Annotated in this window: 14 protein-coding genes; 9 read left to right on the top strand and 5 right to left on the bottom strand. The window is 66.4% G+C overall.

Annotated elements, in window-relative coordinates; genetic code table 11:
* Positions 1-71 precede the first annotated feature (71 nt).
* Positions 72-692 carry a helix-turn-helix domain-containing protein gene (locus tag U5809_RS10490; protein WP_322086447.1) on the top strand — a complete coding sequence of 207 codons (621 nt, stop codon included), beginning with the start codon at positions 72-74 and terminating at the stop codon, positions 690-692.
* Between the two features lie 122 nt (positions 693-814).
* Here the strand turns inward: U5809_RS10490 and U5809_RS10485 are convergent, their stop codons facing one another.
* The gene (locus U5809_RS10485) at positions 815-1,429 is read right to left on the bottom strand and encodes a TetR family transcriptional regulator (RefSeq protein WP_322086446.1); all 615 of its coding nucleotides are present in this window, start codon (positions 1,427-1,429) and stop codon (positions 815-817) included.
* A gap of 389 nt (positions 1,430-1,818) precedes the next feature.
* On the opposite strand from U5809_RS10485, the gene U5809_RS10480 reads away from it, so the two are divergent.
* The 3 genes from U5809_RS10480 (at position 1,819) to U5809_RS10470 (ending at position 4,651) form a co-directional block, all read left to right on the top strand.
* Complete coding sequence (locus U5809_RS10480; protein ID WP_322086445.1) at positions 1,819-2,490, top strand: DUF3313 domain-containing protein; 672 nt, start codon at positions 1,819-1,821, stop codon at positions 2,488-2,490.
* 34 nt (positions 2,491-2,524) lie between these two features.
* Complete coding sequence (locus U5809_RS10475; protein WP_322086444.1) at positions 2,525-4,120, top strand: intermembrane transport protein PqiB; 1,596 nt, start codon at positions 2,525-2,527, stop codon at positions 4,118-4,120.
* 177 nt (positions 4,121-4,297) lie between these two features.
* A complete protein-coding gene (locus U5809_RS10470; protein ID WP_124455866.1) occupies positions 4,298-4,651 on the top strand; it encodes a hypothetical protein in 354 nt (117 codons plus the stop codon).
* Positions 4,652-4,694: 43 nt separating this feature from the next.
* Here U5809_RS10470 and U5809_RS10465 read toward each other — a convergent pair whose 3' ends face one another.
* The 4 genes from U5809_RS10465 to U5809_RS10450 all read right to left on the bottom strand — a co-directional run bounded on the left by U5809_RS10465 (position 4,695) and on the right by U5809_RS10450 (position 8,731).
* Complete coding sequence (locus U5809_RS10465) at positions 4,695-5,492, bottom strand: alpha/beta hydrolase (RefSeq protein WP_322086443.1); 798 nt, start codon at positions 5,490-5,492, stop codon at positions 4,695-4,697.
* A gap of 109 nt (positions 5,493-5,601) precedes the next feature.
* Complete coding sequence (locus tag U5809_RS10460; RefSeq protein WP_021157347.1) at positions 5,602-6,519, bottom strand: LysR family transcriptional regulator; 918 nt, start codon at positions 6,517-6,519, stop codon at positions 5,602-5,604.
* A gap of 166 nt (positions 6,520-6,685) precedes the next feature.
* Entirely contained in the window at positions 6,686-6,931 is a 246-nt protein-coding gene (locus U5809_RS10455; RefSeq protein WP_012338561.1) for a DUF3717 domain-containing protein, read from the bottom strand.
* A gap of 264 nt (positions 6,932-7,195) precedes the next feature.
* A complete protein-coding gene (locus U5809_RS10450) occupies positions 7,196-8,731 on the bottom strand; it encodes an amino acid permease (RefSeq protein ID WP_322086442.1) in 1,536 nt (511 codons plus the stop codon).
* A gap of 588 nt (positions 8,732-9,319) precedes the next feature.
* Here U5809_RS10450 and U5809_RS10445 point away from each other — a divergent pair.
* From U5809_RS10445 to U5809_RS10425, 5 genes are all read left to right on the top strand, one after another.
* Positions 9,320-10,852, top strand: coding sequence for a sensor domain-containing diguanylate cyclase (locus tag U5809_RS10445; protein ID WP_322086441.1), 1,533 nt, complete (start codon positions 9,320-9,322; stop codon positions 10,850-10,852).
* Positions 10,853-10,987: 135 nt separating this feature from the next.
* The gene (locus U5809_RS10440; protein ID WP_322086440.1) at positions 10,988-12,058 is read left to right on the top strand and encodes an FUSC family protein; all 1,071 of its coding nucleotides are present in this window, start codon (positions 10,988-10,990) and stop codon (positions 12,056-12,058) included.
* 328 nt (positions 12,059-12,386) lie between these two features.
* Positions 12,387-13,721 (top strand): argininosuccinate synthase, encoded by a 1,335-nt coding sequence (gene argG / locus U5809_RS10435; RefSeq protein WP_176046135.1) that lies wholly within the window; start codon positions 12,387-12,389, stop codon positions 13,719-13,721.
* A 215-nt stretch (positions 13,722-13,936) separates the two neighbouring features.
* Entirely contained in the window at positions 13,937-14,434 is a 498-nt protein-coding gene (locus U5809_RS10430) for a shikimate kinase (protein WP_322086439.1), read from the top strand.
* A gap of 364 nt (positions 14,435-14,798) precedes the next feature.
* Positions 14,799-15,593, top strand: coding sequence for a polysaccharide lyase family 7 protein (locus U5809_RS10425; RefSeq protein WP_176046137.1), 795 nt, complete (start codon positions 14,799-14,801; stop codon positions 15,591-15,593).
* Positions 15,594-15,602 lie beyond the last annotated feature (9 nt).

Below are 15,602 nucleotides of genomic sequence, written 5' to 3'. Positions count from 1 at the left end.
AAACGGGTGGATTCACAAAAATGCACGTCGTATACTAATGCAACTTGTGCACTTTCAGTCAATCCCCCGCCATGCCGATTCCGACCGACGATCCGGGCCGCCGCGCACGCAAACGCATCCAGATGCTCGCGCATCTCGCCACCACCGGCGCGCGCCTGTTCGATGCGCACGGCTACGATGCCGTCACGATGGAGCAGATTGCGGCCGAGGCCGACGTCGCGAAACGCACGCTGTACAACCACTTTCCGACGAAGGAAGCCGTGCTCGCGCACTGGCTCGAAGGCGAACTCGCTCGCGATCTCGCGCATCTGCAGCGCGACGTCGCACGGCGCAGGACCTTCGCATCGCGCATCGGCTGCGTGCTCGACGCGTCGGCCGCGTGGTGCGAAGCGCATCCCGCATACCTGCTTGCGTACCTGCGGCACCGACTTCTGAGCATCGGAGCGGTTGAACCGGATATTGGGGGAGAGAACGGCAGCGATATCGCGCTGGTGTGGCGGCAACTGATCGTCGCCGGGCAGCAGGCCGGCGAACTGAACGGCACGCTACAAGCCGATCAGCTCGCCACCTGGTTCCACCACCTGTATCTGGCGGCGATGCTGCGCTGGCTGACCGTGCCGGGGTTGTCGCTGAAACGGGAGTTTCAGTCGATTGCGAAGCTGTTTGTCGAAGGCGCTGAAGCGAAAAACTGAGCAACGCCCGCCTTCGCATCGCGCATTCACACGCGCTTGCGCTTACAAGCGCCCAAGTACGACCGCGAGCAACGAGCGCCCGAAACGGGCGACCGCTGCACCGCATGCGACCCATGCGCGCCTCATTTTTTCCGCGACGCGCTCGCCGCCGGCGCACCGTGTTGCGCGACGGCGTCACCGCCCGACGGCCATTGCGTCTCGTCGAGCAGCCGGTCGAACAACCTGGCGCGCTCATCGGCCGACAGCGGGCACAGCCCGAACATCGCCGATAGCGCGAGCCCCCACGCGGCCTTCCATCGCAGCAGCGCGAGATCGGGATCGCCGGATTCGGCCGCCATGCGCTTCACGTTCGCGGCATCGGTCTCGCGCACCGTCTGCAGCGGCGCGGGATCCTCGACGAGCGCCGCCATGATCGCGAGCGCCGCCGACGGCTGCTGGTTGATCACTTCGCGCATCGTCGCGATCTGCGCGGACAGTGTCGGCTGCGCTTCGCGCGGATCGCGCGCGGCCAGATAGTCGCGCTGGAAGCGCTGGTAGGTGTCCTGCTGATGTTCCATCAGCGCGTTCAGCACATCGCCTTTCGTGCGGAACTGATGCATCAGCCCGCCCTTGCTGATCCCGCTTTCGCGCGAAATCGCATCGAACGTGAGCTTGCCCGGACCGTCGCGCTCGAGGATTGCGAGCGCCGCCTGGATCGCGGCAGTGCGCGTTCGCTCGGAACGCGTCGGGTTATCCATGTACTGTCCCCGGAATGGAGTGGTGCCATGCGACCGCGCCGTACCGATGCGATCGGATGAAGGAAGTGCGCGGAGTCTATCACAAACAAACCGCCTGGTCGGTTTACATCCAGAAATGGCGGTGCTACGATCGGCTCCCGCATCGACCCCGGCCGGATGACGGGCGCCTCACGCAACGCATGGTGCGACGCAAGGGCCGCCTGTGGCCTGGCTTTCCGGCCGATAACCGCTGCTGGATGGCCCATCCGTCACCGATCGTCATGCGGCTATTGCGCTTTAAAAACAAACCGTCTGGTTGGTTTTTTTCATGAACCCGAGTGGCGATGCCGCTCTGTTGCCCCACCCTTCGCACCGGCTCCACCGGCGCGAATCCCGACCCGGAGAGTCAGATGAACCGAACGATCAAGCCCAGCCACCTGCTCAACGCCGCGCTTTGCGCCGCACTCGTCGCACTCGCCGGATGCGCCGGTGTCCAGCCCGCCCGCTACAGCGGCATCGAATCGTCGCCGTACCTGCGCAGCGATCCGCAAGACAAGTCGGGCCGCGTGCCCTACCGCTACGCGCTGCCGGCGGACTGGCACGCGTACCGGAAGCTGATCCTCGACCCGGTCGCCGTCTATCGCGGCACCGATCATCAGTTCGGCGACCTGACCGACCAGGACAAGTCGACGCTCGCCGCGTACATGGGCGACACGTTCGCGAAGAAGCTCGGCAAGCGCTTCGAGCTGACGAGCACGCCGGGCCCCGACACGCTGCGCGTGAAGCTGACGCTGACGGGCGCCGTCACGACGACGACGTTTGCCGGCGCATTCGCGCATTTCGATCTCGCGGGCAACGTCTACAACGGCGTGCAAGCGATCCGCGGCCGCGAAGGTGCGTTCACGGGTTCGGTCATCTACGCGGTGGAGATCCGCGACGCCTCGACGAACCGGCTGATCAACGCCTACGTGACGAAGCAGTATCCGAACGCGATGAACATCGGCGCGAGTTTCGGCGCGCTCAGCGCGGCGAAGACCGGCATCGACAAGGGTGCCGATGCGCTCGTCGCGCAATTCGACTGAAGCCTGCCGGCGTACGTCGGCACGTGTTACGCAGATGCGTGCCGGGTGGCCGCGGGCGGCAATCTTCTGGATCGTTCCGCTCGCGGCCGCTGCGTGCTGTCTCGCATGGGGCGTATCGTTGCTCGGCAGTCGCGGGCCGACGGTCACGATCGCATTCGCGACCGCCGACGGACTGGAAGCCGGCCGGTCGACGCTGAGGCTGCGCAACGTCGAAATCGGCCGCGTCACGCGTGTTCACGCATTGCACGGGCAACCGGGCGTGCTGATCGACGTGCGGCTGGACACCAGCGCACGCGCGCTGGCAGTGGCGGACACGCGTTTCTGGATCGTGCGGCCGCGCATCGGGCCCGGTGGCCTCTCGGGTCTCGATGCGGCGCTGTCCGGTTCGTACATCGCGGCCGCGCTCGGCAGTTCGCACGAACCGCGCGCGCATTTCACCGGGCTCGATGCGCCGCCGCCCATGACCGGGGACGGCGGCCGGCACTACACGTTGCGCGCCACATCGCTCGGCTCGGTCGCGATCGGCTCGCCGGTCTACCACCGGCGCGCACGCGTCGGCCAGGTCACCGGCTTTGCGCTCGATGAGGACGGACGCGGCGTGTCGATCGACGTGTTCATCGCCGCGCCGTTCGATCGCTATGTCGACGTCGATGCACGCTGGTGGCAGGCCGGCGGCCTCGGCCTGCGACTCGACGCCGGCGGCATGCAACTCGACACGCCGTCGATTGCCGCGCTGCTCGCCGGCGCGCTGGCATTCGCATCGCCGCCCGGGCACGCATCGATCACGGCTGCGCCGGACGGCACGCGCTTTCGCGTGGCCGACAACGAGATCGACGCGATGCGCACGCCGAACGCGCCGGCCGCGCCGGTGGTGATGCGTTTCGACCGCTCGCTGCGCGGCCTTGCGGTCGGTGCGCCGGTGGATTTTCGCGGGATCGAACTCGGCAACGTGACGGCAGTCGGCACCGAATACGACGCAACACGCGGCGACGTCACGATGCGCGTGACGATGGCGCTCTACCCCGATCGTCTCGGGCAACGCTACCGCGCCGTGCTCGGCAACGGCGACACCAATGCAGGCAGGGCGCTGCTGCACACGCTCGTCGCACGCGGTTTGCGCGGCCAGTTGCGCATCGGCAATCCGATTGCGAACCGCTCGTATGTCGCGCTCGACATGTTCCCGCACGCGCCGCCCGCGTCGGTCGACACGAATCGCGAGCCAATTGCACTCCCGACCGTGCCCGGCACGCTCGACGTACTGCGCGACCAGATTGCCGACATCGTCGGTACCGTTTCCCGATTGCCGCTCGACAGAATGGGCGCACACCTGAACGCCGCGCTCGTGAACACCGATGCGCTGTTCGCACAACTCGATACCGAACTGGCGCCGCAAACGCACGATGCGCTGGGCGCTGCACGTCAGGCATTCACGACAGCGCAGGCCATGCTTCGGCAAGAGGGTGCGAACACATCGAATGTCCGCTGCACGCTGACGCAGTTCGCGCGCACATCGAGCACGCTGCGCGCGCTGGCGGACGATCTGGAGCAGCATCCGGAATGGTTGCTGCCGAACGGTTCAGGCGCCACGCGGCGGGATGATGCACCGCATCCGGCCAGTACGGCGCGGTAGATGCGTCGCGCGCAGCACACACATTTTTACGACGAACGCACGCGCCGCAAGCCAAATTTCCCGCGCGGCAGTATGCTGGTGTCGTACGGCTGCGCACTGTGCATCGGGTAATCCCTTCGTTCGCACGTGATCGCGCCGCCGTCGCGACTGCAATCACGCGTTGCAAGGAGGGTTGTGATGGCTACCACGCATCAGCACTTCCACCTCGAACTACGGCACGCTACCGCGCCGACCTACTTCATCAGTTACCTGTTCCCCGCCTTGCTGTTCGTCTACGAACTGCTGCGCGTCGGCCAGTGGATCCGCGATCACGGGATGCAATTCGCCGCGTTCAAGCAGATGGGTTACGAGTACCTGCTGATGCTGCTGTTCGTCGGGCTGCAGATCGTCGTCGAGGCGATCTTCCTGCTCGGCGCCGCGATGCGCCGCGACAATCGCGACTTCGAGCACCGGCTGCCGAACGTGATCCTCGGCATCGGCTGCTCGATCGCGCTGCTCGCGATCGATCTCGCGATCCAGCTGTCGTTCTGACGGCCGGCGGGCGCGGCCCGCCGGTTGCCGGGCGGCCAGGCGCTCAGGCGCCCGCGTCGCGCAGGAACGTCGCGATGGCGGCCAGCACGTCGTCCGTCCGCTCGCGGTGAGGCATGTGCCCGCATCGTGCCAGCAGCAGGAACGACGACGGCCCCGCGACACGCGCGGCGATCCGCTTCGGATGCACGTCGGACCCGTATTCGTCGTCGTCGCCGTGAATCGCGAGCGTCGCGCATTGCACGCGCGGCAAGTCTTCGTCGAGATTCCAGCCGCGAAACGCCGGTGACAGCCACGTATCGACCCATGAGCGCAGCACCCAGTCGGCCTTGTCGCCGTGATAGCGCGCGAGCCGGTCGAGCTGACCCGGTTCGTCGAACTGCTGCCCCGCCGCGCGAATGCCGTCCAGCGTGCGATCCTCGACGTACGCCTGCGCGGCGACCGTCACGAGCGCGCGGCAGCGATCGGGATGCGCGGCGGCGCAACCCACCGCCATCCCGCCGCCGACGCTGTGCCCGAATGCGACGAACGCATCGACGCGCAGTTGCTCGAGCACCGCGGCGAACGCGTGATCGGCCTCGTCGCGCACGAACGTCGTGCCGAGCGTTCCCGGATGACGATCCGAGCGGCCGAAGCCGAGGCGATCGTATGCGATCACGTCACGCTGCGTGGCACGCGCGAGTTGCTCGGGAAAGTCACGCCACAGGTCGACGCAACCGAGCGAATCGTGCAGCAGCACGATGGGCGCTGCCACATCCTGCGCCGGGCCCGCGCGCCAGCGTTTCGCAAAGAGACGCCCTTGCGGCGTCTCGACGGTAGTCTCCTCGGTCACGATATCGGTCATGTGTCTGTCGTCTGCGTGAAAGCGGCCGCACACCGGCGGCCGCATCGAATCCGGACATGGTGGCCTGCCGGCGCGCGCAGCGTCAAGCAAGCCCCTACCGCCCGCGCGCTCATTCGGGCTGCGGCGGCAGGTACTCCATCTGCGCTTCGTCGTAGAGCCGGTAGATCAGCGCCTGCATCGCGCGAATGTCCTCCGATTCGTCGAGCATCCGCATGCTCATGATGATCGGCGACACGAGGTTCGGATCGTCGAGCGGCTTGTAACTGATGTCGTCGCGCTTCAGCCCGTACACGCTGTGCGGCACGACCGATACGCCCTCGCCCATCGCGACGAGGCCGAGCGCGATCTGCAGTTCGCGCGTCTCGTAGATCTTGCGCGGCTGCAACGCGCGATCGTGGAAGGCCGCGAGCACCTGGTCCGCATAGCTCGGGCGCGGCGCCTTCGGGAAGATGATCAGCGTATCGTTCACGAGATCGTGCAGCGACAGCACGGGCTTCGCGCTGTCGAGCACGTGGCCGACCGGCAGCGCGACGATCATCCGTTCCTCGCGCAGCACGACGCGCCGCACGCTCGGATCCTCGTGGCGGATGCGCCCGAACCCGACGTCGATGCGCCCTTCCTTCAGCGCCTTGATCTGGTCCATCGTCGACATCTCGTGCAGGCTCAGCTCGACGGCCGGATACTCGCTGCGAAAGCGCCGGATGATCTTCGGCAGCATCCCGTACAGCGTCGAGCCGACGAAACCGACCGACATGCTGCGCTCGATCTTGCCGACCCGCTTCGTCATCGATTCGAGTTCGGTCGTCTGCGCGAGCAGTTGCACCGCGTGCGAGTAGAAGAAGCGTCCCGCGTCGGTCAGTTTCAGCGGCCGCGCGTTGCGCTCGAACAGCGGCACGCCGAGCGCTTCCTCGAGCTGCTGGATCTGCCGGCTCAGCGGCGGCTGCGCGATATGCAGCCGTTCCGCCGCCCGCGTGAAATTCCGCTCTTCGGCCACCGCGACGAAGTAGCGGAGGTGTCTCAACTCCATTTTGATGTCTCCCGGACAGCGTTCCGGCGCAATCCACAGCCGGATGATGTCGTCACGATACCGCAGGCGGCGCCAGCCGCCACGCGCCGCCCAAAGCAAAACGGGAAGCCCGCGAGCTTCCCGTTGCTTCATCGACGCCGTGTGGCGATGACGTCACGACCGCGCGTCACACCTCGGTCGCATAGAGCGCATCGCGCTGCTCGTGGCTCAGCGAGTCGAGCGGCACGTCCGGCAGCTGGTAGCAGATCATCGTGCCGTACAGCTCGGCGAGGCAGTTGCTGCCGGCGTCCAGCGCGTAGCCGTCCTCGCCGTCCGGCGCGGGCGGGTACACTTCGCGCCACGCGTTGATCGCGGCTTCGATTCGCACGATGGAAACGGGTCCGGCCTTCCGCTCGGCGGGTGATGCGCTCATGGATTCCTCTGGGTTGCGCGCTCCGCGGGCCCTGCCGGCCCGGATGGAACGATGAAAACGCCGGGCATCGCGCCGGCCGCCGCGCGCCGCGCACGCCGGATGCCGATCCGCGCTGCGCCTGTCGCGCCGGCCGGGCCGTGGCCCGGTAGGGTCGGGCAATATAACCGGCTTTGACCCCGTGCAGGCAAAAGCCGGGCAAAAAAAACGGGAAGCACGCGGCTTCCCGTTTCATCGTGCGTCGCGCGGCCGCTTGCCGCGCCCGCGTCAGCCCGCGGTTTCGCGGTTCGCCACCGGCTGCCCCTGCGCACCACGGCTCGCGGCGATCCACGGCGCGATCTCCATGTCTTCGTAGCGCACGAAGCGGCTCTTCTTCAGGAACCGGTAGCCGAGCCACACGACAAGGAACAGCGGAATGCCGACATAGGTCGCGGTGACGCCGGCCCAGTCGATCCGGTTCGCGAGGAACGCCTGGTAATCCTGGCCGAGCGCGATCACGAGACACAGCACGAACGCGAACAGCGGGCCGAACGGGAACCACTTCGACTGGTACGGCAGCTGGTCGAGCGCAAAACCCTGCTTCACGTAGCCCTTGCGGAAGCGGTAGTGGCTCACCGCGATGCCGAGCCACGCGATGAAGCCCGTCATCCCCGACGTGTTCAGCAGCCACAGGTACACGGTCTTGTCGCCATACAGCGACGTGAAGAAGCACAGCGCGCCGACGGCGGTGGTCGCGTACAGCGCGTTGCGCGGCACGCCGCCCGCCGACAGCTTCGCGAAGATCTTCGGCGCGCGGCCTTCGGTCGCGAGGGTGTAGAGCATCCGCGTCGACGCGTACATGCCCGAGTTGCCGGCCGACAGTACGGCCGTCAGGATCACCGCGTTCATCACGCCGGCCGCGAACGCGAGGCCCGCGTGGCGGAACACGAGCGTAAACGGGCTCACGCCGATGTCGGTCACGTCCGTCTTCAGGAGGTTCGGGTCGGTGTACGGAATCAGCACGCCGATCACGAAGATCGCGAACACGTAGAACAGCAGGATCCGCCAGAACACCTGGCGCACCGCGCGCGGAATCGTCGTGCGCGGGTTTTCCGATTCGCCGGCCGCGACGCCGATCAGCTCGGTGCCCTGGAACGAGAAGCCCGCGATCATCGCGACGCCCATCAGCGCCGGCAGGCCGCCCGCGAACGGTGCGTCGCCAATCGTCAGGTTGCCCCAGCCGTTGCTCGGCGCGCCCTTCAGAATGCCGAAGATCATCAGCAGGCCGACGCCGATGAACGCGACCACGGTGACGACCTTGATCAGCGCGAACCAGTATTCGGCTTCGCCAAAACCGCGCACGGTGAGCGCGTTGAGCAGGAACATCACGCCGAGGAAGGCCGCGCTCCACCACACGCCCGGCACGTCGGGAAACCAGTAGTGCATCACGAGCTGCGCGGCGACGAGTTCCACCGCGATCGTCACGGCCCAGTTGTACCAGTAGTTCCAGCCGAGCGCGAAGCCGAAGCCTTCGTCCACGTATTTCGCGCCGTAGGTCGCGAACGAACCCGACACCGGCATGAACGCGGCCATTTCGCCGAGGCTCGTCATCAGGAAGTAGACCATCAGGCCGATCAGCATATACGCGACCATCGCGCCGCCGGGGCCGGCCTGCGAGATCGACGCGCCGGACGCGACGAACAGGCCCGTGCCGATCGAGCCGCCGATGGCGATCATCGTCAGGTGGCGCGCCTTCAGCGCGCGATGAAGCTTGGGTGGGTTCGCGGACGAACCGGGTTGGTCGGAATTCGGAATTGCTGACATAAACGAGACGAACGTTGAGCGGGCCGGCATCCGTAGCCGGCGCATGCGGAATCGGAGCGCGGTGCGCGTCCTGCGATGCATTCGATGCGGCCCCGATACGCGTTGCGCGGTGGGCGCCTGCGGCGAAGCGCGGATTCTACCTGATTCGCCAAGGGGACAGCTCGGGTCGGCGCGCCCGCCATCGCGGGGAGATTTCGCAGAATCAAGGAGTTGGCTGCGTCGACGCGGCCACCATCGCATGTCGGCACAAAAACCATACGTTATTCGGGGTTATTCGGTTTTCCGTTCCAGTCTGAATGCAGGCAACCCTGTCGCGATCCGCCAAATACCGCGCGGATATGCAAAATCGACCGGCCCTCTCGCTATTAATCAGACAAAAACGACCGGAACTGATAATTGATTCAAATCAAATCGCCCTCGTGCGATGCGGTAATGATGCGTAACAGTTTCGAATCACCGTTTCCGCATGCATGTTTTGCATGCGCACGCGAAAATCAGAAATTCGCGAGATAATGTCGATTAATTCGAAATAATCAGCGCGCGGAATCGCCAGCCACGCGAATATCCGCCGCCCCGCCACTCCCGAGGATGAAGTCACTCCCGCTGCCCGCCACGCTGCGCCGCCATACCGCGTCGATCGTGGCACGCATTCTGTCGCCCCGCGGCGTGCTCGTTGCGGGCATCCTGCTGCTGATGTTCAGTTGGGGACTTTCCACGTCGCTATTAATCGAGGCACGGCGCGACGCGTATGACCATGCGGTCGAAAATGCACGCAACCTGATGCTGCTGATCGAACGCGATATCGCGCGCAATATCGAGCTCTACGATTTGTCGCTGCAAAACGTCGTCGACGGCGTCACCGATCCCGAACTGATGACATTGCCGCCGCGCCAGCGCCACCGGCTGCTGTTCGACCGCGCCGCGACCGGCGAGTATCTCGGCTCGATTTTCGTGATGGACCCGCACGGCAATATCGTGATCGATTCGAGTGCGTCGCCTCCCCGGCAAGGCAATTTCGCCGACCGCGACTATTTCGCCGTGCATCGCGACCGGCTCGCGCAGGCCCTCTACATCAGCCGGCCCTACGCTTCCCGGCTGCGCGGCGGCGCACTGACGATCGCGCTCAGCCGCCGGATCACCCTTTCCGACGGCAGTTTCGGCGGCATCGTCGTCGGTACGCTCAGCGTCGACTACTTCCGCGCGCTGCTCGACGGCCTCGCGGTCGGCCGGCACGGCAGCGCGGCGATCGTCGAGGACAACGGCACGCTTGTGTCGCGCCTGCCGTACGACACGCGTGTGGTCGGCCTCGACCTGCGCGACTCGCCGCTGTTCATCGAGTCGCAGCGCAGCCGCAACGGCGAGCTGACCGGTACCGGCGCGATCGACGGCGTCCGGCGCATCTATGTCTACAAGCATCTCGCCGGCCTGCCGCTGGTGGTCGACGTCGCGCCGGCCGAGATCGACATCTACGCGTCGTGGCACCACCGCGCGGTCTGGACCGTCGTGCTGATGTGCCTGTTCACCGGATTCATCGCGTGGGGATCGCTCGCGCTGTCGCGCGAACTAAAGCGGCGGCAGGTCGCCGAGTCGAAGCTGTACCGGCTCGCCCACACCGATTCGCTGACGGGCCTCGACAACCGCGGCACGTTCGACACGGTGCTCGCGAAAGAGACGCAGCGCGCGGCGCGCAGCGGCCGGCCGCTGTCCGTGCTGTTCGTCGACGTCGATCACTTCAAGGCATTCAACGACTTCTACGGCCACCCGGCGGGCGACGACGTGCTGCGCCGCGTCGCGCAATCCGCCTCGGGCTGCCTGCGCCGCAACAGCGACCATGTCGCGCGCTACGGCGGCGAGGAATTCGTCGTCACGCTGCCCGATACCGACGCGCGAGGCGCGGCCACGGTCGCCGAAGGCATCCGGCACGCGATCGCGGAGCTCGGCATCGAGCACGTGAAGAGCCCGTACGGGTGCGTCACGGCCAGTATCGGTACGGCAACCACCGCCGACGGCCGGATGAACGCCGCGACGCTACTCAGGCGCGCCGACGAAGCGCTGTACCGCGCGAAGTCAGGCGGCCGCAACCGCGTGCTGGAAGCGCCGCCGACCACGGCCGACGCGTGACGCGTCGCGACCGGGCGCGGCGCCCGCGCCGTGGACAGCCCGCGCGTGTTCGGTTAGCGTGACGTCTGCTGCGCAAGCGGCGCGGCGCCAGCCCGCGCACGCCGCCGTGCGCGTTCCGGCCACCCCCGCTCCGTCATGACCACCCCGCTCCCTACCCGGCTGCCGCCCCTGCTGCGCAATGCGCTCCGCCCGCTGCTCGACCCGTACCGCCGCTACCGGCACGCGAAGCTGATCCATGCGGCGCGCGTCGCGCTCGCGATTCTCGTGTCGATCGCGCTGTCCACCGGCCTGCACGTGCCGCACGGCGAGTGGTCGACGATCACCGTGCTGATCGTCGTCGGCGGGCTGCAGCATCACGGCAACATCCGCAAGAAGGCGGCCGAGCGCGCGCTCGGCACGTCGATCGGCGCGCTCGCGGGGCTCGGGCTGATCGTGCTGTATTCCGTGTCGCATGCGCCCGTCGCGATCTACCTGCTGATGGCCGTCGCGTGCGGCTTCTGCGCGTATCACGCGATCGGCAAGGCCGGCTACATCGCGCTGCTGTCGGCGATCACGATGGTGATCGTCGCCGGGCACGGCGACAACGAGATCGTCGACGGCCTGTGGCGCGCGGTGAACGTGCTGACCGGCATCGCGATCGCGCTGGCGTTCTCGTTCGCGCTGCCGCTCTATGCGACCTACTCGTGGCGCTACAAGCTCGCCGACGCGCTGCGTGCGTGCGCGGCCGTGCACGCACGGCTCGCGGGCGACCGCCAGGTCAGCGACGACGCGCACCTGAAGGAAATGGCCGCGCTGAGCGCACTGCTCGTGCAGTTGCGTTCGCTGATGCCGTCGGTGTCGAAGGAATGCGAGACGTCGATGACGCAGCTCGAGGCGATCCAGCGCAGCCTGCGCCTGTGCATCGGCTATCTGGAGATCCTGTCGAGCGCGGTGCCGGCCCGCGACGACGTGACGGCCCGCGAATACGTGCGCGTCGAAATGAAGCCCGTGAACCGGCGTATCCGCGACACACTGGTCGGCGCAAGCCGCGCGCTCAAGTTCGGCACGCCGAGCCGGCTCGCGCCGCGCCGTCGCCCGGCCGAGCCGCCGCACGACGCGCCGCCGCCGCAGCTGTCCGGCTACGTGTCGATCACGGCCAAGCTGGCCGGCGAAGTCGATCAGTTGCGCGAGAAGCTGCTGGATACCGCACAGGCGTGGAATATCTGAGGGGCTGACGGGTTCCGGGTTTCGAGCGCCAGTCTTTCATATTCCTTTCTTTGCGATCGACCGGCACCCTGGCGGCTGTTGCCGTGCCTTTCGGCCGATCCGGCCCCGCGAGTTCGGCCGCAACCGCACTCGCCCGAGCCCGTTTCGGCCGCGATTTCGCGCCTTTCGGCACCACGTTCTCCGCCTGGTTAACCGCCCGCCAGGCCCGCCCGACGGGCCGGACGACGATTTCGCGCGAAAATCAGCCCTTGCCCCAACTTCCCGGACAGCCGATACTCGCATATTCCGCGAAATACGATCCCACCGGCTTCAATCCACGGTTATTCCTATGAGCACGATTCTCGAAAGCCTCCCGACCGGCCAGAAGGTCGGTATCGCCTTCTCCGGCGGCCTGGACACCAGCGCAGCGCTGCACTGGATGAAACTCAAGGGCGCCGTCCCGTACGCATACACGGCGAACCTCGGCCAGCCCGACGAAGACGATTACGACGCGATCCCGAAACGCGCGATCGAATACGGCGCAGCCGGCGCCCGCCTGATCGACTGCCGTGCGCAGCTCGTCGCCGAAGGCATCGCGGCGCTGCAAAGCGGCGCGTTCCACATCACGACGGCCGGCGTCACGTACTTCAACACGACGCCGATCGGCCGCGCCGTGACGGGCACGATGCTCGTCGCCGCGATGAAGGAAGACGGCGTCAACATCTGGGGCGACGGCAGCACGTACAAGGGCAACGACATCGAGCGCTTCTACCGCTACGGCCTGCTCGTGAACCCGGATCTGAAGATCTACAAGCCGTGGCTCGACCAGACGTTCATCGACGAGCTCGGCGGCCGCGCCGAAATGTCCGAATTCATGAACCAGGCGGGCTTCGCGTACAAGATGTCGGCCGAGAAGGCCTATTCGACCGACTCGAACCTGCTCGGCGCGACGCACGAAGCGAAGGATCTCGAAAGCCTCGAAAGCGGCATCAAGATCGTGAACCCGATCATGGGTGTCGCGTTCTGGCGCGACGACGTGAAGATCGCCGCGGAAGAAGTGACGGTGCGCTTCGAAGCCGGCCAGCCGGTCGCGCTGAACGGCGTCGAGTTCACCGATCCGGTCGAGCTGCTGCTGGAAGCGAACCGCATCGGCGGCCGCCACGGCCTCGGCATGAGCGACCAGATCGAAAACCGGATCATCGAGGCGAAGAGCCGCGGCATCTACGAAGCCCCGGGCCTCGCGCTGCTGTACATCGCGTACGAACGTCTCGTCACCGGCATCCACAACGAAGACACGATCGAGCAGTACCGCGAGAACGGCCGCCGCCTCGGCCGCCTGCTGTACCAGGGCCGCTGGTTCGACCCGCAGGCGATCATGCTGCGTGAAACGGCCCAGCGCTGGGTCGCGCGCGCGATCACCGGCGAAGTGAAGATCGAACTGCGCCGCGGCAACGACTACTCGATCCTGAGCACGAAGTCGCCGAACCTCACGTACCAGCCGGAACGCCTGTCGATGGAGAAGGTTGCATCGACGTTCTCGCCGCGCGACCGGATCGGCCAGTTGACGATGCGCAACCTCGACATCACCGATACGCGCGACAAGCTGCGCGTGTACTCGCAAGTCGGGCTGCTGACGCCGGGCGAAAACACGGCGCTGCCGCAGATCAAGGGCGACGACAAGTAAGTCGTTTCGCTCGACGCCGTGCCGCATCGCTGCATGCGGCACGGTCGGGCAGGCTGCATGTGCGGCACATCATCGCGCACGCAGCCTGCCGCTCCCTCTCCCTGCCTTTCCGCTTTCCCTGCATATTCATATCACGTCGCGTGGCACACCCACGGCGATGCATCGCCGCGCCCGTCATGGCAAGCTGCGAGTCGTTCGATTCTCCGCCTCGGCTCATGACCACCCTTACCGTTATCCACCTGAACGGCCCGATCAACAGCGGCAAGACGACGATCGGCCTCGCACTCGCGCGCGTGCTGCCCAACGCGCGCTTCATCGACGGCGACGATCACGATGCCCCTGACGATGCGCCGTTCGACGTGCAGTGGGCGATCGCGCTCGAACGCCTCGTCACGCAGATCGCGACCGCGCGCGAACGCCATCTGGTGATCGCCTATCCGATCGGCGAAGCGGAACACGAACGGCTGCGCGCGGCCTGCGACGGGCGTGACGCGCGGTTGTTCGTCGTCACGCTTGCGCCGCCCGAGGCGATTGCCGCGTCGAATCGCGGCTCGCGCGCATTGACGGACTGGGAGCGCAACCGGATCGCCGAGATGTACCGCGAAGGCTATGCGTCGCGGCCGTTCAGCCAAATGGTGCTGGATACGTCGGGCGCGACGCCCGATGCCTGTGCGGCGCGCATCGCGCAGCACGTTGCTGCGGCGGCGTTGTAACGCCCGCGCCGGCACGCCCGCCTCGGTACCGAAACGCGGATTACGCGCGCTGCGGCTCGGCGGCAACCGGCTTCATCTTTTGACGAAGGAAAACGTTTACTCTTCCAAGGCTTCTTGCTAGCATCGTCCCCGATCGGCTGACCAAACCACCCGGAAAGCCGATTGCAAGCTGCAAGAATTTCAGCATTCCCCGCTTTAAACGTCCAGTTTCCCCAGTCGTGCCCGCGCCTTACCTGCTTTCTGTATTTTGGAGTGCTTTCTACCGGCTGCCGACCGCCTTCGCGGCGATCTCATGCCAAAAAAGGAAAACGTTATCCACAACGTGGCGCCCAGCCACGGACCATCAGAGAGAGAGAGAGACATCATGAAGAACCGGATCATCCCGTGCGTCGCCGCTGTCCTGTCCGTTGCGTTCCTGTCCGCCTGCGGCGGTGACGACCCGGCCAGCCCGGCCGCCGCCGCGCGCCAGCAGGCCACCGTCATGGCGCTCAGCCCGTCGAATCCGCCCGGCTCGAACTTCAACCTTGCGCCGTTCACGCTGCAGTTGCCGACCGGCTCGTCCGGCAACGTCACCACCGTGAGCGGCTCGTCGCTCGCGGGCGGCTACGTGAACCCGACGTATTTCTACACGGACGGCAGCGATGGCTCAATGGTGATGATGGACCCGACGCAGGGCTGGACGACGTCCGGCTCGCTGCATCCGCGCACGGAACTACGCGAGAACGCGATCTGGCCGACGTCCGGCACCAACCGGCTGAATGCGACGGTTGCCGTCACGCAAGTGCCCGATCACACGACGATCGGCCAGATCTTCCAGGGCACCGGCCCGAGCAAACCGCTGTGCGAGTTGCAGTTCACGTCCGGCGGCGTCGTGCAGCTGCTGCTCGAAAGCACCAACCAGGGCGGCAAGTCGACGACCACGCCGATCACGACGGTCGGCGTCGGCAAGACGTTCAGCTATGCGCTGAGCCTGAGCGGCACGACGATCACCGTCACCGCGAACGGCACGACCAAGACTTTCACGATGGATTCGAGCTTCGACGGCGAGAGCTTCTACTTCAAGGCGGGCGACTACGACCAGACGGCCGTGTCCGGCACGCCGCTCACGACGCCCGGCACCGTCGTGAAGTTCTATGCGCTGACGCTCACGCACAGCTGAAGAGGCTCG

It is taken from the genome of Burkholderia sp. BCC1999 (genome assembly GCF_905339975.1).
In the GTDB taxonomy this organism is placed as follows: Bacteria; Pseudomonadota; Gammaproteobacteria; order Burkholderiales; family Burkholderiaceae; genus Burkholderia.
This window is presented reverse-complemented; position numbering and strand designations above follow the sequence as displayed.